The organism is Synechococcus sp. BS56D (assembly GCF_004332405.1).
Classification (GTDB): Bacteria; Cyanobacteriota; Cyanobacteriia; order PCC-6307; family Cyanobiaceae; genus Synechococcus_C.
In genome coordinates this window covers 19,616-37,413 of the sequence record NZ_PHQU01000002.1, presented here as the reverse complement: position 1 = coordinate 37,413, position 17,798 = coordinate 19,616, and the positions used below count along the sequence as shown (strand labels likewise).

Below are 17,798 nucleotides of genomic sequence, written 5' to 3'. Positions count from 1 at the left end.
ACAGATTTTTCACTGACCAGCTGGCCGGCGATCAGATGTCCTCTGTACGCTCGGTTCGTTCGTGGTCTGGCGTGCATTTTTGTGCGCACTGCTACCGCGAGCTCCATTTCCCTCAAATTGGTGTGAGGAACTCCATGAAACTCTTCCAGCAACTGCTGGTGGCACCTGCTGCCCTGGGCCTTCTGGCTCCTGTGGCTGCGTCTGCCGCTGAGCTGAACATCAACGGTGTGTCTGACTACGCCGCTTCTAGCGAGCAGGTCACCAGCATCTCCCAGTTCTCTGACGTCTACCCGACCGACTGGGCTTATCAAGCTCTGAACAATCTGATCGAGCGCTACGGCTGCGTCGCCGGTTACCCCAACGGCACTTACCGCGGCAACCGCGCCATGACCCGCTTCGAGGCGGCTGCTCTGCTGAACGCCTGTCTCGACCGCGTCACTGAAGTGACCGACGAGCTCAAGCGCCTGATGGCCGAGTTCGAGAAGGAACTCGCCATCCTCAAGGGCCGCGTGGACGGTCTCGAGGCTCGTGTGGGTGAGCTGGAAGCGACCCAGTTCTCCACCACCACCAAGCTGAAGGGTCAAACCACCTTCGTCATGGGTGCCACGACTGCTGGCGGCGATAGCCAGGACAACACTGCCTTTAAAAAGACGGGAGCTGGCGGAGCCGACGCTTACAACCAAGCTTTCGGCGCCTTCAGCTTTAACTACGACCAGCGTCTGGCTTTCAACACCAGCTTCACTGGTAAGGACAAGCTGTACGCCCGTCTGCGCGCCGGTAATTTCACCAAGAAAAAGAATGCCTTCGGTGGCGAAGGTGTGAACCTGACGGCTCTGGATGTCGCGACTGATTCCGGTGATGGTGTGACCGAGAACAACGTTGTCGGTCTCGACCGTCTGTACTACAAGTTCCCCGTCGGCAAAGAGTTCACCGTGATTGCCGGTGCGATTGCTCGTAACACCGAGTCGCTGGCGTTGTGGCCCTCTGTGTACAACAAGGGTGGCGCCAAGATCCTCGACTGGACTGCTCTGATGGGCACCAGCGGTGTGTACAACAAGGAGACCGGTCAGCTGATCGGTGCTTACTGGAAGCAGAAGGTTAAGAAGGGCTCCAACGCCTTCAGTGTGTCGGTCAACTACGTGGCTGATGACAAGAATGGCAACACCTCCAACTCTGCAAGTGGAGGTTTTATGACCTCCAATTCTGAGGCCAGCTTCCTGGCTCAGCTGGGTTACGGCGGCCCTCAGTGGGGTCTTGCCTTCGCTTACCGCTACGGCCAGTGCGACTCCGGCAACGGCTATCGCCGCGGCACCGAGTTCGCCAAGAACGGCGACTGGAACAACCCCTGCACCTACACCAACACCAACGGTGACACCGTGCGTTCTGGCAGCAGCTCCAACAGCTACGCCCTGAACGCCTACTGGCAGCCCAAGAACGCCGGTTTCATCCCATCCGTCTCCCTGGGCTGGGGCATCAACCAAACCACCACCGACAACAAGAAAGACGGTTCTGCCGTCACATCCCAGAGCTGGATGGCTGGCCTGAAGTGGGATGACGTGTTCCTGAAGGGCAACGACCTGGGCTTCGCCTTCGGTCAGCCCACCTTCGCCACCGGCCTGGAAGGTGGTGATACTCCCTACGATGGCAACTATGTCTTCGAGCTCTACTACAACTTCCAGGTGACCGACAACATCGCCATCACCCCGGCTGTGTTCTATCTGTCCCGCCCCATGGGTCAGTACACCAGCAATCTGGTGCAGGATGGCAACGGCTACGACGGTACCTTCAACGTCTTCGGCGGTCTGATCCAGACCACCTTCAAGTTCTGATCGCAATCAGAACGGACGATGGGAGCCCTGCTTTGGCGGGGCTCTGATCCATCACTTCTTGCACAGCCAAGCGTGAGGCACTCCTCACATTGCCTTGCGATCAGCCCCCGGAACCCCGGGGGCTTTTTTGTGCATCTTGAGGGCATTCCAGTCAGCGCCCTGTCGTCTGCTGCGGGGGTTTGATTGGATGGGTGGAGTGTTGGTGTTCAGTACCGCTCCCACCGTCTATGCCGATTGCGCCTGACATCACAGCGCTGGTGGGTCGCACCCCTCTGGTGCGCCTCAATCGGCTCCCTGCTGCCCATGGATGCCACGCGGAGATCCTCGCCAAGCTGGAGAGCTTCAACCCCACGGCTTCGGTGAAAGACCGCATTGCTGGCGCGATGGTGCAGGCGGCTGAGGCAAGCGGCACCATTCATCCTGGCCGCACGGTGCTGGTGGAACCCACCAGCGGTAACACAGGTATTGCCTTGGCGATGGTGGCGGCGGCCCGCGGTTACCGCCTGATCCTCACCATGCCCGACACGATGAGCACGGAGCGGCGCGCCATGCTCCGGGCCTACGGCGCAGAGTTGCAGCTCACACCAGGTAGCGAAGGGATGCAGGGGGCGATCGCCTTGGCGCGTGAGCTGGTGGAGGAGATTCCCGAGGCTTATTTGCTGCAGCAGTTTGACAATCCGGCCAACCCTGCGGTTCATGCCGCCACTACCGCGGAGGAGATCTGGGCCGACACCGACGGTGCCTTGGATGTGTTTGTGGCTGGCGTTGGCACCGGCGGCACCCTCACCGGCTGTGCCCGAGTGCTGCGTGAGCGGCTTCCTCAGCTGCAGGTGGTGGCGGTGGAACCTGCTGGAAGCCCTGTGCTCACGGGAGGTGAGCCAGGCCCCCACCGGATCCAGGGCATCGGTGCTGGCTTTGTGCCGCCTGTCTTGGAACAGGACCTGATTGATGAGGTGCTCGCGGTCAGTGATGAGGAGGCGATGGCGATGGGTCGCCGTCTCGCCCGGGAGGAGGGTTTGCTCAGCGGTGTCAGTAGCGGGGCTGCGGTGGCAGCCGCTCTGCGGATCGGTGCACGTCAGGAGATGGCTGGTCGCCGCATCGTGGTCATCCTGGCCAGTTTCGGTGAGCGCTACTTGTCTACGCCGATGTTCAGTGCAACGGCCGTGATGCCTGCCCGGCGGGATGGGCACCTATGAGTCGTGCCCCCCAGCTTGATGCCCATGGTGGTGATCCCTATGGCGTGCTGGGGGTCGGGCGCACCGCCAGTGATGCCGAGATCAAGGCTGCTTACAGGCGCCTGGTGAAACAGCATCATCCCGATGCTGGAGGTGATCCCGAGCGGATTCTGGCTCTGAATGCCGCCTGGGAACTGCTGGGGGATGCCGACAAACGTCGTTCGTTTGACCGGACGTTTTCGGCCATGGCAGGGGGGAGCGATGAGGCGAGCCGGCGGGGGGCTCGCAATGCCAGGGCTGCCCAGGCGGCCCGCCGCTCCAGCGGCCAGGGGGCCCATGCCGATGACGCCCTGGTGCAGTGGCTGCAGACCGTGTATGCCCCAATCGATCGGCAGTTGGGTCAGGTCATCAATGCCTTTCCTGCTCAACTCCGTGCTTTAGCCGCCGACCCGTACGACGACACACTGATGGAGGCGTTCTGCATCTATCTCCAGCAGAGTCGCCAGCGCATCGACAAAGTCAAGACGCTGTATCAATCCCTCCCGACGCCAGCGACGGCCCGTGGTTTCGGTTTGAGCGTCTATCACTGTCTGTCTCAGGTGGAGGATGCCCTCAACGAGTTGGATCGCTACACGATGGGTTATGTGGATAACTATCTCCACGACGGGCGCGAGATGTTGCGAGAGGCGAAACGTCGGCGTCAGCGTTTGCAAGAGGAGCGCCGTCGGCTGGAGATCATCTGATGGGCCCGTGGCTGTTCCGTGCGCTTGTCCTGCTGATCTGGTTGCTTGCCACCGGAATCGACCGGCTTTGGTGGATGCTGCAGAGCGGGCTCCCCGCTTGGGATCAAGCCGACTATCTCAATAGTGCCCTTGAGCATGGTCGAGCCCTTGGGTTGCTCCCCGGTGGTGGTTGGCGGGGTTGGCAGGCCCTGCTGGATCTCTCCCCAAAGATTCCGCCCCTGGCATCGCTGGTTAACGGCACGGTGATGGCGGCAGCCGGTGATGCCCCGGCTCAAGCGGCCTGGAGCCTCAGCCTTTGGCACGGCCTGTTGTTGCTGGGCGTCGCCTCCTGGGCCTTGACGTTGCGGCAAGAGCGCCGTGAGGCCAGAGGCTTCGCGCTCTTGGCCAGCTTGCTGGTGGCTGTCGCTCCAGCGCTGCTGGAGTTACGCAGCGACTACGTGTTGGAAATGGCTCTCAGTGCCACGGTGGTGTTGGCGCTCTGGCGTCTGAGCTGTTGGTGGCATCCCCAGCGCGGAGGCCGCTGGAGCCAAGCGATCGCGGCGGCGCTGGCCTGCACCGTGGCGCTGCTGGTGAAACAGAGTGCGCTGCTCGTGCTGATACCCGCTCTCGCCTGGGTTGCCTGGGGCTCGCTTCGTCGCGGTCATGGTCGCCGTTGGCAGCTGTTGACGGGCCTGATCCTGGTGTTGGCGGGAGTGCTGCCCTGGTTGCATCACAACTGGATCACCACCCTCGGTGGCACCAACCGGGCGGTGTTGGAGTCGGCATCCCGAGAGGGGGATCCAGGCCCGCTGACCCTGGCGGGATGGCTCTGGTATCCCAAGCTTCTGCCTGGGCAGATCGGTGTCGTTCTGCTGGCCGTCGGACTGGGAGGACTGCTGCTCTGGTGGTTGCAGCGCACCCGTACCAACGGGGATGACTCCCTGGGCTGGAGGTTTCTGCTCGTCACCCTGTTGGCGGGGTGGATCGTCACAAGCCTCAGTCCCAACAAGGACGACCGTTACATCGCACCGCTCTTGGCTCCCTTGATCCTTCTGCTGACGCGAGGCTGGTGGCAGTGGGGACTCTGGTGGCGTTCGCGCTGGCCTGGATCGTTGCCATGGTTGGCGCCGTTGGCTCTGGTCTCGGGCCTGCTGGCGTGCCTTCCGGCTGGCTGGAGTGCCCAGGCGTCTCGTTTGCGCCAGCAGCCGCAGGGCCCTTTGGAGGCCATCGTCCGCCGGGCTGGTGGAGGTGATCCCCAGGCTGCACCTTCCACGCTGATCGTCGTGCCGAGTACCCCTGATCTCAATCAGCACAACGTGAGCTACTACGGCCGGCGCCACGGCGGTCAGCTGGTCGGCCGCCAGCTCGGAGGCCGTCGCAGTGACCTGCAGCCAGTGCTCGATCGCGCCAGCTTGGTGCTGCTCGCTGAGGGCGACCAGGGGTCTGTTCGCGAGAGCGCCAGACGTCTTGATCAGGCGGTGCGCCGCAGTGGTCTGTTCGAGCGGGTGGAGCGCTTCCCAAGACCTCAGGGCGGCAGTTATTCCCTCTGGCGGCGGCGGCCTCAATCACGGCCGCTCCCAGGATTTGAAGAGCGTTTTCCCACGCTTGCTGCGGGCTTGGCGCAAGGGCCTGCCGGCTTGGATCCCCTGTTTCAGGCAGTAGCTCTGGAGCACATGCTCGATGGCCATAGGCTCTATCGCGACCGGGTCCGTCGACAGGCGGAGCAAGAACGCCGACGCGATCCCCAGGCGGTTCAGTCCCATTGGAGCCTTGCCCTGCTCGCCCTGCTGGGGAATCGACCAGGCGAAGCAGAACGAGAGTTTGCCGCTCTTCAGGTGCGGCTGCCAGGGAACCCCTGGCCTGCGGCCTATCGGTCTGTGGTGCTCCTGGCGGATTGGGCCCCTTGGAGGGCGAGCGCAGTGGCGGCCGAGGCTCGACATCGGCATGGCTCCCAGCCGTTGTTGGTGGCTCTGGATGACCTTGGGGCCGTGCTGTCTGGGGCCTTCTGGCGCTTGCCCTCTGCCGCTCTCTCGGTCCCCCGCGCTGTGCAGGAGGTTGAGCAGCAGCTTCAGCCGCAGGCTTCGAGCTGATCCAGCTTTAGCCACACATCCGGCACTGGACGACGCCAGCGCACTTGGGCGTAGTCGCCTTTCACGAGAAGGATTTCGCCCGGGCCCTCGAAGATGTAGGCAGGGGGCAATGGATCGCTGGCTGCAGCTTCGGTGCTGCCGGCGTAGGCCTGGCGGTTGACCCGCACCAGGGTGCCTTTCTTGAGGGCGGGGGCTGTCTCGGCCATCACGGGAATTGTGCTGTGAAGCAGGCTAGAACCATCCGATCGTCGCGTTGTCTCCCGCTTGGCCCATCAACTGGCGGTGTATCTGCTTGCTTTCGGTGGCTTGCTGCTGGTGGCGGTGCTTCTCGATGATCTGGCAGCTCGGATCCGAGTGCCGGGCATCTTGATGGTGCTTCTACTTGGGCTGTTGATCGACAACAAGCTGGAAGTCTCCTCAGGCACAGCTTCCCTGCTCAGCCTGAGTCACGCCGCGCAGATCACTCAGATGGCTCTGGTGCTAGTGCTGTTCTTTGGGGGGCTGACCACCAACTGGGCTGAGGTCAGGGCTGTGATTCGCCCTGCGGCGAGGCTTGCCACGTTGGGGGTTCTCCTGACCTCAGTGCTGATCGCACTGGTGATCCTTGGTTTCGGGTCCCTTGACCCCGATGGCTCCATGGCAGCTCTGTTGCCCAAGGCCCTGTTCGTGGGCGCCATGGTCGGGAGTACCGACGCTTCGGCCGTGCTGGCACTGCTCCGCCCCCTGGCGGGTCAGCTGCCCCAGCCTTTGATGGATCTGATTGAAACCGAATCCGGGTTCAATGACCCGATGGCTGTTGTTCTGGCAGGGGTGGCACTTGCCCTTGCCGGTGGCGAGGGGGTCGCCGCTGCTGATCTGGTGATCGATGTGGTTCGCCAGTTCCTCCTCGGCATCCTGCTGGGCTTTCTTGGCGGCAGCGTCACCGTGCAGCTGCTGGGCAGTCGCACCAGCCTGAACCACAACACGATGCTTCCGCTGGTGAGCCTGGCTCTCTTGATGGTGCTCAGTGGCGGTGCGGCGTTGATGGGCGGAAGCCCCCTGCTCGCGGCTTATGTGGCCGGTCTGGTGCTCGGCAATGGCCCCAGCCTCGATCAGGCCGTCCTTGAGGAGGCCCATGCCAGTTTCGCCAAGATGGCCGAGCTCGTGCTGTTTCTTTGCATGGGCCTTGTGGTGGAACCTCAAAATGTCGTTTTTGCAGCGGGTTGGGGATTGCTCCTCTTCCTCGTGATGCAGCTGGTGCGACTGGTGATCGTTCAGGCCCTGCTCCTGCGTACGCCATTTCGCCCTCCTGAGCGAATGTTCGTCTGTTGGGCAGGCTTGCGGGGGGCGGTGCCGATTGCTCTAGCGATTGATGCCTGGGCTTCCGGAGTGCCCTGGGGACGCGAGATGCCACCGCTTGCCCTGGCGGTGGTTCTGTTCGGATTGTTCATTCAGGGGTTCGCGTTAGTGCCCCTCGCCCGTCGCATGAAGATCACGCTTCCCGTTAGCGGTCCCTAGGCCCTTAGCCTTCAGAGCCTCGCCAATCAAGCCCCATGCGCCTGCTGCTGCTCGGTTGCACCGGTCTGGTGGGCCGTGAATTGATCCCCATGCTTCTCCAGCAGGGGCACGAGCTCACGGTCGTCAGCCGTCGTCCGGAGGCGGTCAGGATGGAGCTTGGGGCGGCTGAGGTCACCTGGGTGGGGGTGGATCCGGCCCAGTCATCCAGCTGGGAGAAGGCTGGAGCGTTGCATGCAGCGTTGGTAGCAGCTGAAGGCGTTGTGAATCTGGCTGGGGAGCCGATTGCCGAGCAACGTTGGACTCCCGAGCATCTGAAGCGGCTCTTCGATAGCCGCATCGCCACCACGGAGCATCTGGTGCAGGCGATGGCGGGCCTGGAGCAGCCTCCCTCCGTCTTGGTGAATGCCTCGGCCGTCGGTTTTTACGGCACCAGTGAAACCGCCTCCTTCGTGGAATCCAGTGCAGGTGGAGATGATGTCCTTGGTCGGCTCTGTCAGGCCTGGGAGGCCGCCGCAGCGCAAAAGCCCTTGGCCACAAGACTGGTGGTGGTGCGGATCGGCATCGTATTGGCCGGCGATGGCGGAGCACTGGGCAAGATGCTGCCGGTGTTCCGGGCTGGCTTCGGTGGTCCGATCGGCACCGGCCGTCAGTGGATGAGCTGGATTCATCGCACTGACCTCTGTCGTCTGATTCAGACCGCCCTGGAGACGCCGGCCTGGTCAGGGGTGGTGAATGGCGTCGCTCCTAACCCAGTGAGCATGGCGGAGTTCGCCTCCACGCTTGGTCGCTGTTTGGGGCGTCCCAGCCTGCTGCCAGTTCCTGGACCGGTGCTCCATCTGCTGCTGGGTGATGGGGCTCGTGTGGTGTTGGACGGCCAGCAGGTGCGTTCCGAGCGGCTTGAGCCACTGGGCTTCCGCTTCAGCCATCCTGATCTGATCGAGGCCCTCGCCTCTGCCACCAAGACCAGCCGCCGCTGATGAGGGCTGCGCTGATCAGCAGGCCGATGGCCGGAGTAAACAAGGGCTCCCAGAGTTCCTGAAACAGTCGCAGGGGTTGTTCAACCCCCTGACTGCTTGCCAGAACGGCCGCTGCAAACCAGAACGCGCCTGCAAGAACGAGAAACACATTCAGCACCAGCAGCCGGTCGAGCCAGCGCTTCCAGAGCGGTTCCTGCGGATTCGCGTTCATGTCGTAAGGGGGCCTTGGCAGAGGTGGAGCTGATCATCGATCGCCTGGGCGATCCTGGTGCCGCCGCCAATCGTGCCAAGGCGGATGCGGGCTTCGGTTCGGCACTGCTCCTGCAGCTGAGGATCCGAGGCACTGCGCTCCAGTAGCTCTAGAGCGAGCTGCGCTGTCGCGCTCAGGGTCTCAGGGCTGCCGATGGGACCCTCAGCGCAGAAGACGGTGGGGCCAAGCAAGCGCCGCTGGGCCTCGGCAAAGCTGGCCGTGAACTGGGGGCCTTGCCCTGCCAGCTGCAGCACAGGTTTGGCCAGGCCCACCGCCTGCTCTGCGGCGGTTCCAGCCATGCAAAGAAGCAGATTTGAGCTCTGCAAGACGGAACCGAAACAGCCGCGCCGCAGGGTGATCCTGCGGCCTCCTTGCACCAGCTGTCCGCTGACGTTCATCTGCCAGCCCCGTTGGCTCACCAACGCGGCCAATTCAGGGTCGGGAAAGCTGTTGACCAGGGCCAGGTCAAGGGCCAGTTCGCCGCTGCTGATCAGCGGCTCCGGCAGCCTCTCCACCACTTGAAGCAGCAGCAGGAGGTTCTGTTCCAATTCCGGGCGCCGGCTTCCTGGGAGTAGGCCAAGACGCCGCCTGCAGGAGGGAAGCGGTTCCTGGCGCTGCAGGACAGGATCCATGAAGGGGTTGCCAAGGAAGCGCACCGGCCGTCCCAGCTGCCTGCTCAGATCATCGGCGCTGCGTTGGTCCCGGCTGAAGACCAGGCGTGACTGACGGCCTGAGAGGCAGCTGCCGCAGGGCCAGGGCAGGCGCAGCACCCCCTCATAGTGACTGGAGTAGGCCACGAGGTAGGTGGCGACCGGCCTTCGGCAGAGCCAGGCCGCCATCACCGGAATCACATCACCCACCACCACCACCAGGTCGTAGCGATGGGCGACCTTCAGGAGCCTCACCAGGCCACCGAGCAGGTGGAGCACCTGACCCTGCACGAGTTCCGTCAGCCTGCCGCGCAGGCTCGTGTAGCCCAGTCCACCTGTACTGAATTCTCGGGTGCGCAGGATCAGTGGCAGTCCTGCCTCTCGGTAGGGGTGGCCGTTCCCCACCAGAGGCAGGGCATCCACCTGATGGCCGAGTTGCTGGAGGGCAAGGCCAAGCAGGGCGCCAGAGAGATCTTCGCCATGGCCATTGCTCAGCAGCAGCAGGCGCGACACCTCAGAGCTCCAACCAGGCCTTCACCTTGGTGAGGGCGGGCCAGCCGGGCTTGCGGGCCAGGCCATCGGCGATCGAGGCTTTGAGCTCGTCTCCCACCTCCGGAGCCATCGCCAGCACCTGTTGCACCATCTGGATGTGATCGCGCACCCCTTTGGCTTCGGTTTCCAGCATGGCGAGAGAAAGGTTGATCCTGGCTTGAGGGTCTTGGGGGTTGAGTTTCACCGCTGTGCGGGCCGAACGCAGGGCTTCTTCCCCCTGATCACAGAGCAGTTGGAGCCAGGCCAGGCAGGTCCAGCCTGCCGATTGCCTGGGGGCCGCGTTCGTGATCGCGATGAAGTCATCCAGCAGTTCTGAGGCCTCTGCGCCGCTCTGATAACGGCCCATCGCCTGTTCAAACAGGCTTTCCTCGTTGATCGCGTTCACCGTTCAGGTTGTTCCTGCAGTGCTCTCAGATTCCCATGCAGCGGACTCAAACGGCGAAGGAGCTGCCACAGCCACAGGTCTGAGTGGCATTGGGGTTGGTGAAGTTGAAGCCACCACCGATGAGGGCGGTACTGAAATCCAGCTGCATTCCATAGATGTAGAGCAGGCTCTTGGGATCACAGATCACTTGGAAGTTGGCGCCATCTGGGGAGCTGTAGTCGTAGATCTCATCGCCCTCCTCGATCTCGCTCGCCGGCACGAAATCCATCGTGTAGCTCATGCCGCTGCAGCCACCGGAACGCACCCCGACCCGCAGGACACGATCCTCTCCCTGTTCGCGGCAGAGCTTGGCGAGCTGCTGCATGGCCGTGGCTGTGATCAGGATCCCCTTGCCGTCCTTCCCGGTGTGGGGCGCCGTGCCGTCAGCCTTGCCGTCAGCCGTGTTGGTCGTGGCAGCGTTGAGAGGGGATGCGGTCACGGGCATGGGTTCAGACCTGCCCTCACTGTATGGATCCCCGCTGCGTCCTGCCGATTCATAGAGTCGTCCTGTTGTTGGCGGATGCTGCCGGTGCGGGTCGCGATCGTGGGCGCTGGGTTGGCCGGTCTGGCCGCCGCCGTGGATCTGGTGGATGCCGGGCACGAGGTGAACCTCTATGAGGCGCGGCCATTTTTTGGCGGCAAGGTGGGCAGCTGGGAAGACGACCAGGGCAACCACATCGAGATGGGGTTGCATGTGTTTTTCTTCAACTACGCCAACCTGTTTGCGCTCATGCGCAAGGTTGGAGCGATCGAGAATCTGTTGCCCAAGGATCACACCCACTTGTTCGTGAACTTGGGTGGTGACCTGCGCGAGCTCGACTTTCGTTTTCCGATTGGTGCCCCCTTCAACGGCTTAAAGGCCTTTTTCACCACCCCCCAGCTCAGTTGGATCGATAAGTTGCGCAATGCCCTTGCCCTGGGCACCAGTCCGATCGTGAGGGGGCTGGTGGATTACGAGGGGGCCATGCGGACGATCCGGGCCCTGGATTCCGTCAGTTTTCAGGACTGGTTCGTCGGCCACGGTGGCAGCCCCGAGAGCATCCGCAGGATGTGGAATCCGATTGCCTATGCCCTCGGATTTATCGATTGTGAGGCGATCTCTGCGCGCTGCATGCTCACCATCTTCATGATGTTTGCGGCGAAGACGGAAGCCTCGAAGCTCAATCTGCTCAAAGGATCCCCCCATCGCTGGCTCACAGGGCCAATCTTGGATTACATCAAGGCCCGTGGGGGGCAGCTGCATCTGCGCCACCGGGTGAAGCAGGTGCATTGCAACGCTGCCGATCAGCCGGAGGTGAGTGGCCTAACCCTTGGCACCCCTGAAGGAGACATCCATGTGGAAGCCGATGCTTATCTGGCCGCATGCGACGTGCCTGGCATTCAGCGTCTGTTGCCTGAAGACTGGCGTCGGTTCCCGCAATTCGACGCGATCCACCGGCTGGAGGCCGTTCCGGTGGCGACTGTCCAGCTCCGCTACGACGGCTGGGTGACCGAACTCGGGGATCAGCAGGGTCAGGACCAGCGTCGCCGTGATTGCTCGAAGCCTGCTGGACTCGACAACCTGCTCTATACCGCTGATGCAGATTTCAGTTGCTTTGCGGATCTGGCCCTGGCCAGTCCAGAGGACTACCGCAAAGAGGGCCAGGGCTCACTGCTGCAGTGCGTGCTGACGCCTGGCGATCCCTGGATTCCGAAGTCAGTGGATGAGATCGTCGCCCATACCGATGCGCAGGTGCGCGCTCTGTTCCCCTCTGCCAAGGAGCTCACACTCACCTGGAGCAACGTGGTGAAGCTGGCCCAGTCGCTCTATAGGGAGGCACCAGGGATGGAGCCCTACCGCCCTGAGCAGCGCACACCCGTGAGCAACTTCTTCCTGGCAGGGAGCTACACACGGCAGGACTACATCGACTCGATGGAGGGGGCGACGATGAGCGGACATCTTGCCGCTGCTGCGATTCTCGACAGACCTGCGGCACTGGCCACCAACACGGCAGTGGCTTAAACCATGGGACGTTGGCTCGAACACACCGTCACCACGGAGGTCAAAGCGCCGGTGGACCGCGTCTGGGCGGTGTGGAGTGACCTCGAGGCGATGCCGCGGTGGATGCGCTGGATTGAGTCAGTGAAGACCCTCGAGGATCCTGATCTCACCGATTGGACCCTTGCCGCTCAAGGATTCCGATTTCAGTGGAAGGCCCGGATCACCACCCGCGTGGAAGCACAGCAGCTGCATTGGGAGTCCGTAGGCGGGCTGCCCACCAAGGGGGCCGTCCGCTTCTATCCCGAGGCGGATGATCGGACGGTGGTGAAGCTGAGTGTCACCTATGAGCTGCCTGGAGTCTTGGCACCCCTGATGGAACCGACCATCCTGGGTGGGATTGTCACCCGCGAGTTGCAGGCCAACCTTGACCGTTTCCGTGACCTGGTGGAAAGCGATTACGCCGTTTCGAGCTGAGCTGTTGCTCTGCACCCTGTTGGCGGCCTGTGGCACTCCAGTTGCGCGCATGCAGAGCCCAGCGCCATCTGTTCAGCCTTCTGCTCCGGAGAAACGAGCTGAGGGTGCCGAGTCGGCAGCACCCACTCTTCAGGCTCCAGGGCTGGTGGCTCTGCCCAGTAGCGCTCAAGTGGAGGCGGCTGTGCCGCGCGGCCGTCCTGATCCATTCGCGGCCCTTCCCCTCCCTGCCGCTTCTGCAACGGCTGGAGGTGCGCAGGCCGAGCCAGCGACCTCCGGATCTGCACCGATCCTCAGCCTGCAGGGGGTGCTCGCCGTGGGCGGTCAGCTCCAGGCGCTGATCACGACGGATGCAGGCTCCGGTGCCGTCTGCGTCGGAACGCGCGGCCGTTGTTTTGCTGAGTCGGCACCTCTCCTTCCTCCCGACTGGAGCGTGCGGGCGATCGATCTGCGCAGGGGCTGTCTCACCTATGCCGTCGGTGCCAAGCTTCAGCCGCCCGTCTGCATGACCTGAACGCAGCATTGCACCAACCCCTCCAGGTCGTGGGGGTCGGCTTCGCCATCCACCCGGCCCAGCAGTTCGCGGCAACGCATGCTGGTTTGGGGACCAATCGAGATCAGCTTCACCTCCCGCAGGAGTGCCTGCCAATCAGCGCCAAAGCATTCGCTTAGCAGGGATGCGGTATGCGACACGGTCTTCCCGCTACTGAACGTGATCGCATCCACCTGCTGGTTCTTCAGGGCCTCTGCGGTGACAGCCGGCATGTCTGCAGGGCAGCGTGATTCATAGGCGGCCACTTCCACCACCCTGGCCCCTGCTTCCCCGAAGGCTTCCGCCAGCACGGTGCGACCGCCGCTCTGCACGCGTGGCAGCAGCAGGCGAAGGCCCCACCCCGACACGGGGAAATGCTCGATCAGGCTGTCTGCCACGAAGGTGGGCGGCACGAAATCCGCGGGAGCGCCAAGCGCCTCCAGGGCCGCTGCAGTTTTGCGGCCAACGGCGGCAATCTTCAGGCTCGCGGGGCGACGGCTGAGGCTGCGGCCCGTCAGTTGCAGGCGCTCCTCCACCGCGTTCACCCCATTGGCACTGGAGACCACCAGCCAATGGAATTCATCCAGTTCCGACAACGCGTCATCCAACGGCCCCCATTCATCGGGCGGGCCGATCACCAAAGCCGGTAGGTCGAGCACCGCCGCACCGAGCTGCTCGAGCTGCTTCCTGGCTTCCCCTTGCTGCTCCTGAGCCCTGGTGACCACGACGGTGCGCCCGAGCAGGGGCTGCGCTGCGTTGCTCATCAGCGTGCCTCGTCCAGTTTCACGAGGCCCTCCACCTGGGCCCGCAGCGCCTGGGCATCCTGTGGGCGTGCCTGTTGATGCAGCAGCTCAATGGCCAGACGGAAGCTGCTCCTGGCCCCATCGATGTCGCCCCCGAGCAGCCGAGCGACCGCCAGGTTTTGGTGGCTTTCCGCATGCTGAGGGTTCAGGGTCAGGGCCCGTTCATAGGCCTGGAGGGATGCGGCGATGTCGCCCTTACGGCGTTGCATCAGGCCAAGGTTGTACCAAGCAAGGGCCACCTCCGGTGCCCTCTGGGTGGCAGTGCCAGTGAGCTGCAAGGCCTCCTCGAGTGCCCCCTGCTGAAGCAGCAGGGCCGCCAGGTTCAAGCGAGCGCCCAGGCCCAGTCGGGTGCCGATCGGCAGCTCCAGCGCCTTGCGGTACGTGCGGATGGCCGTGTCTGGATCCGTTTCTGCTTGGGCGATCGCCAGGTGCAACAACAGTTCGTAGTGCTCGGCAGGTCGTTGTTCTCCCTGGGTTGCTTCCAGGGCCGCGAGTCCCTGCTGAAGCAGGCTGATGCCCCGCTCCTTGTTGCCTTCGGAAACCTCGAGGGCGCCGAGCTTCGCGCAGGCATAGGGGTCGTCGGGGTGCTCCGCAAGGGTGGCTTCCATGGCCTGGCGCAAGCGTTCGGCTTTGTCACTCCCTTGCAACAGCTCAGGGCGGTAGCCGTCATGCAGCAGGGCCGGCTCACTGCAGTTGACGATGCGCCAATGGGGTTCGCGCTCCAGGATCCCCTGCACGCTGTCGTCAATCATGGAGTGATAGGGCCGGCTCCAAGCAATGTCGGGATGTCGGCGAAACAGTCGGCTCACGCTGGAATAGGGCGCCATGGCTGCCCCCTGCTCGTAGCGGAGCAGGTTGACCACGAGCACATCCGGCTGGGCCATCAATGCCTTGAGGGGGGGGATGGCTTCTGGGCGCAGTTGCTCATCGGCATCCAGCACCAGCACCCAGTCGCCCTTCACATGCTCGAGGGCTGCGTTGCGGGCTGGGGCGAAGTCGCCTGGCCAGTCGATGCGCTCCACCCGCGCACCCGCTTGTTCCGCCAGCGCAATGGTGTTGTCGGTGGAGCCCGTGTCTACCACCACCATCTCGTCCACCAGGTCCTTGACGGATCCCAGGCAGGCCTCCAGACGCTGCGCTTCATCGCGCACGATCATCGAAAGACTGAGCATCGGATCGGGCCCGGAACTGGTGGGAGGTTACGGCTGCTGCTCAGTCCGTGAAGCCCTCGACGGCCATGGCGCTCGGTTCCGATGATCCCAGCAGCAGCGAAAGTGCTGCCTGCTGAGCCTCAGCCATCTGTCCTGGGGCATAGACCGCTGGGATCTGCGGCTCGAGCTCCCTGCGCAGATTGGCCCAGGTGTATGGGCATCCATACACCACAAGACCCGCCAGTCGCTGCTGTTTCTGGAGTTGCCGCAGGGCTGCGCTCCAGGGTTCGGCTCGATCCCGCTCGCCCCGGAAGGGGTTGCCCCGCAGGAACAGTTGCAGCAGCACATTCCCATCGCCGAGGCGCTCAAGAGCGAGGGGGTTCTCGTCCGCTCCTGGTTGCCATGGCGAGATGCCTTGGGGGTGGCAGATCAGGCTTCGATAGCCAGCTGCCTCCGCTAGCGCCAGCGACGGTGCATCGGCTCGCAGCAGGGGCGATGGCAGAACAGTGTCGACTCGCAGCAGGTTGATCCCTTCAGCGTTGAGAGGTGGCAGGGGCAGTGGTCCCTGGGTCTCGAGGCTGAGTTGAATCAGCTCCAAAGCCAGGCTCCTCTCCCCATCGAGTTCAAGGGGCTCGTCTTGAAACCCCTCGCCCGTCGCTCCGGAGGCGGCAGCTGCCGCGACCTTCTGGAGCGCCTGCTGCCGGCGGGCGAGAGCCGTCTCTAGGTGCTCCCGGGGGATGACGCCGCTCTGGAGAGCAGCCACGATCGCCTCGATGGCGGCATCGGCATCCGCCGGCATCAGGATCAGATCCGCCCCAGCGGCGAAGGCCAGCCGCGCTGCCTCGCCGGCACCCCAGCGCTTGCTGATCGCCTCCATCACCAGTGCGTCGGTCACGACAAGCCCCTGGAAGCCCAGATCGTCTCGCAACAGATTGGTGAGTACTGCCCGGGAGAGGGTGGCTGGAAGCTCGGGATCGAGGGCCGGGATCAGGAGGTGGGCCGTCATCACGCTGTCGACTCCAGTTTGGATCAGCTGCGCAAAAGGGGGCAGTTCCACGCGCTCCAGGCGAGCTTTGTCGTGGCGCAGCACCGGCAGCTGCAGGTGGGAGTCCACGCCGGTGTCCCCGTGGCCAGGGAAATGTTTGGCGCAGCCGAGCACTCCTGTGCTGGCCAGTCCCCGCTGGAAGGCACAGGCGAGGGCCTTCACACAGTCTGGAGAGTCGCCCCAGGCCCGAACGTTGATGACCGGATTTCCCGGGTTGTTATTCACATCAGCAACCGGAGCGAGCACCCAGTTCAGTCCGCAGCGTCTGGCCTGACGTCCGGTGCAGCGTCCGTAGCGCTCCGCCAGCGCAATCGCTCGTTCGGGATCGCGGGCATGCAGTCGGCCGAGGGCCATCGGAGGCACCAGCCAGGTGCTCCCCTCGAAGCGTTGGCCGACCCCTTCCTCCACATCGGCACACAGAAGCAACGGCTCTCGGGCCCAGCTCTGCAGGGTTTGGCAGCGCTGCTGCAGCTCGGTGCTGCTGCCGCCGAGCAGAATGACACCACCAATCCCCTCACCGATCAGACGACGCAGCTCCTGATTCGGGAGTTCCCAGCGGGGGTAGCGGCGTTGTCGGTCTTCAGCATGGCCGCTGCCGCGCACCACCAGCAGCGAGGCCACCTGTCGTCGCAGTTCGGCCTCGGGGCTCATGGCCGCTCATCATCCGCGTCGGAGCCTTCGGGGATGTCTCCCCGCTCTTGACGCTCCTCCTCCAGGCGGTTGAGCAGGCTCAACACGGAGGTGCCCTTCTCAATCCCGCGATCCTGCTGGAACACCACCTCAGGTGCTCGACGCATCTGCAACCGACGCCCGAGTTCACCACGCAGGAAGCCGCTGGCAGCCTGCAGTCCTGCGAGCACTTCTTGTTTCTGGCTGTCATCGCCATAGATGCTCACGAAGATCTTGCAGTGCTGCAGGTCTCCGCTGACCTCCACTTCGGTGATGCTCACCATGCCCTGATGCACCCGCTCATCGCGGATGCCGTTGATCAGTAATTCGCTTGTTTCGCGTCGGATCAAGGCCGCAACTCGTTCGACACGCCGTCCCGGTGCCATCGCCTTCTTCAGATCAGGGGGGATGGCGTCACCATGGCACGGAGCACCAATCCCACACTGATGAGGCCGCTCACCAGGGCGCCAATCAGCGCCACAGCGGTCACAGGATTGCTGCGCCGCTGGGCCAAGGGCTCCGCAACCGAGTTGAGAACCCCCAGGCTGAAGGCGATCAGATAGCGGGGATACCGCGTCACATTGATGAAGAAGTCCTTCATGGCCGGGAGCTACAGCTGAAGCGGCTCCCCATCATCGCCGAGACCCTGAAGCTCAGGAGCGTTTGAGGTAACGCTTGCGTCCATCGGCAGTCAGCACATAACGACCGCCATGCGGCCCTGTGAACACTTCCATCTGGAGAGGAGATGGAGTTTCCGTACTGATGCTGCGCATGAAATCGATCATGCGTTCCAACAGTGTGGTGTGGGCCATGGAGCAGGTTTCTCTCTTCAAGATATGGATCTGTCAAGACGATTTGCGCTCAGTTCGTCACTGCTTTGTCAGCATGTGGTGCCCTTGGATTGCACACAGTCCACTCCTCAATCCTCCCGATCTCAGCACTGATCCTGGATGGCTAGCCTGGAAGCCGCAGGCGGGTGT

The 17,798-nt window shown here is 63.4% G+C and carries 20 protein-coding genes; 9 read left to right on the top strand and 11 right to left on the bottom strand.

Annotated elements, in window-relative coordinates:
* Positions 1–134 precede the first annotated feature (134 nt).
* The 4 genes from CWE17_RS02825 (at position 135) to CWE17_RS02810 (ending at position 5,816) form a co-directional block, all read left to right on the top strand.
* Complete coding sequence (locus CWE17_RS02825; protein WP_131454866.1) at positions 135–1,829, top strand: iron uptake porin; 1,695 nt, start codon at positions 135–137, stop codon at positions 1,827–1,829.
* 227 nt (positions 1,830–2,056) lie between these two features.
* The gene (cysK, locus tag CWE17_RS02820; RefSeq protein WP_131454865.1) at positions 2,057–3,025 is read left to right on the top strand and encodes a cysteine synthase A; all 969 of its coding nucleotides are present in this window, start codon (positions 2,057–2,059) and stop codon (positions 3,023–3,025) included.
* A complete protein-coding gene (locus CWE17_RS02815) occupies positions 3,022–3,747 on the top strand; it encodes a DnaJ domain-containing protein (RefSeq protein ID WP_131454864.1) in 726 nt (241 codons plus the stop codon). The genes cysK and CWE17_RS02815 overlap by 4 nt, the downstream gene beginning before the upstream one ends.
* Positions 3,747–5,816: a glycosyltransferase family 39 protein gene (locus CWE17_RS02810; protein WP_131454863.1), complete on the top strand. Its 2,070-nt coding sequence runs from the start codon at positions 3,747–3,749 to the stop codon at positions 5,814–5,816. Before CWE17_RS02815 ends, CWE17_RS02810 begins: the two co-directional genes overlap by 1 nt.
* Here the strand turns inward: CWE17_RS02810 and ndhO are convergent.
* Positions 5,795–6,022, bottom strand: coding sequence for an NAD(P)H-quinone oxidoreductase subunit O (gene ndhO, locus CWE17_RS02805; RefSeq protein ID WP_131454862.1), 228 nt, complete (start codon positions 6,020–6,022; stop codon positions 5,795–5,797). The genes CWE17_RS02810 and ndhO overlap by 22 nt on opposite strands.
* 58 nt (positions 6,023–6,080) lie before the next feature.
* Here ndhO and CWE17_RS02800 point away from each other — a divergent pair, with 58 nt between their 5' ends.
* Together CWE17_RS02800 and CWE17_RS02795 are read left to right on the top strand one after the other, a co-directional pair.
* Entirely contained in the window at positions 6,081–7,313 is a 1,233-nt protein-coding gene (locus CWE17_RS02800) for a cation:proton antiporter (protein WP_131454861.1), read from the top strand.
* A 35-nt stretch (positions 7,314–7,348) separates the two neighbouring features.
* Entirely contained in the window at positions 7,349–8,290 is a 942-nt protein-coding gene (locus CWE17_RS02795; RefSeq protein WP_131454860.1) for a TIGR01777 family oxidoreductase, read from the top strand.
* Here CWE17_RS02795 and CWE17_RS02790 read toward each other — a convergent pair.
* The 4 genes from CWE17_RS02790 to CWE17_RS02775 form a co-directional block, all read right to left on the bottom strand.
* On the bottom strand, positions 8,232–8,501 hold the full coding sequence (locus tag CWE17_RS02790) for a hypothetical protein (protein WP_131454859.1): 270 nt from the start codon (positions 8,499–8,501) through the stop codon (positions 8,232–8,234). The genes CWE17_RS02795 and CWE17_RS02790 overlap by 59 nt on opposite strands.
* The gene (locus CWE17_RS02785; protein WP_131454858.1) at positions 8,498–9,703 is read right to left on the bottom strand and encodes a lipid-A-disaccharide synthase-related protein; all 1,206 of its coding nucleotides are present in this window, start codon (positions 9,701–9,703) and stop codon (positions 8,498–8,500) included. The genes CWE17_RS02790 and CWE17_RS02785 overlap by 4 nt, the downstream gene beginning before the upstream one ends.
* A 1-nt stretch (position 9,704) precedes the next feature.
* Positions 9,705–10,088: a hypothetical protein gene (locus CWE17_RS02780; RefSeq protein ID WP_131455195.1), complete on the bottom strand. Its 384-nt coding sequence runs from the start codon at positions 10,086–10,088 to the stop codon at positions 9,705–9,707.
* 85 nt (positions 10,089–10,173) lie between these two features.
* Positions 10,174–10,611, bottom strand: a complete 438-nt coding sequence (locus CWE17_RS02775; protein WP_131454857.1) for an iron-sulfur cluster assembly accessory protein — start codon at positions 10,609–10,611, stop codon at positions 10,174–10,176.
* Positions 10,612–10,695: 84 nt separating this feature from the next.
* On the opposite strand from CWE17_RS02775, the gene zds reads away from it, so the two are divergent.
* The 3 genes from zds to CWE17_RS02760 are packed head-to-tail and all read left to right on the top strand — an operon-like array spanning position 10,696 to position 13,132.
* Entirely contained in the window at positions 10,696–12,168 is a 1,473-nt protein-coding gene (gene zds, locus CWE17_RS02770; protein WP_131455194.1) for a 9,9'-di-cis-zeta-carotene desaturase, read from the top strand.
* A 3-nt stretch (positions 12,169–12,171) separates the two neighbouring features.
* On the top strand, positions 12,172–12,621 hold the full coding sequence (locus tag CWE17_RS02765) for an SRPBCC family protein (protein WP_131454856.1): 450 nt from the start codon (positions 12,172–12,174) through the stop codon (positions 12,619–12,621).
* On the top strand, positions 12,572–13,132 hold the full coding sequence (locus CWE17_RS02760) for a hypothetical protein (RefSeq protein WP_161971405.1): 561 nt from the start codon (positions 12,572–12,574) through the stop codon (positions 13,130–13,132). Before CWE17_RS02765 ends, CWE17_RS02760 begins: the two co-directional genes overlap by 50 nt.
* Here CWE17_RS02760 and CWE17_RS02755 read toward each other — a convergent pair.
* From CWE17_RS02755 to CWE17_RS12065, 6 genes are read right to left on the bottom strand one after another with little or no spacing between them, the layout of a single operon-like run.
* On the bottom strand, positions 13,108–13,914 hold the full coding sequence (locus tag CWE17_RS02755) for a uroporphyrinogen-III synthase (protein ID WP_131454854.1): 807 nt from the start codon (positions 13,912–13,914) through the stop codon (positions 13,108–13,110). The genes CWE17_RS02760 and CWE17_RS02755 overlap by 25 nt on opposite strands.
* Positions 13,914–15,125: a glycosyltransferase gene (locus tag CWE17_RS02750; protein WP_131454853.1), complete on the bottom strand. Its 1,212-nt coding sequence runs from the start codon at positions 15,123–15,125 to the stop codon at positions 13,914–13,916. The genes CWE17_RS02755 and CWE17_RS02750 overlap by 1 nt, the downstream gene beginning before the upstream one ends.
* Positions 15,126–15,165: 40 nt before the next feature.
* Positions 15,166–16,800: a glycoside hydrolase family 3 N-terminal domain-containing protein gene (locus CWE17_RS02745; protein WP_131454852.1), complete on the bottom strand. Its 1,635-nt coding sequence runs from the start codon at positions 16,798–16,800 to the stop codon at positions 15,166–15,168.
* Positions 16,797–17,204 carry a 30S ribosome-binding factor RbfA gene (rbfA, locus tag CWE17_RS02740; protein ID WP_131454851.1) on the bottom strand — a complete coding sequence of 136 codons (408 nt, stop codon included), beginning with the start codon at positions 17,202–17,204 and terminating at the stop codon, positions 16,797–16,799. The genes CWE17_RS02745 and rbfA overlap by 4 nt, the downstream gene beginning before the upstream one ends.
* An 8-nt stretch (positions 17,205–17,212) precedes the next feature.
* Positions 17,213–17,419, bottom strand: a complete 207-nt coding sequence (locus tag CWE17_RS02735; RefSeq protein ID WP_131454850.1) for a DUF751 family protein — start codon at positions 17,417–17,419, stop codon at positions 17,213–17,215.
* Positions 17,420–17,471: 52 nt separating this feature from the next.
* Positions 17,472–17,630 carry a hypothetical protein gene (locus CWE17_RS12065; RefSeq protein WP_161971404.1) on the bottom strand — a complete coding sequence of 53 codons (159 nt, stop codon included), beginning with the start codon at positions 17,628–17,630 and terminating at the stop codon, positions 17,472–17,474.
* Between the last annotated feature and the right edge of the window lie 168 nt (positions 17,631–17,798).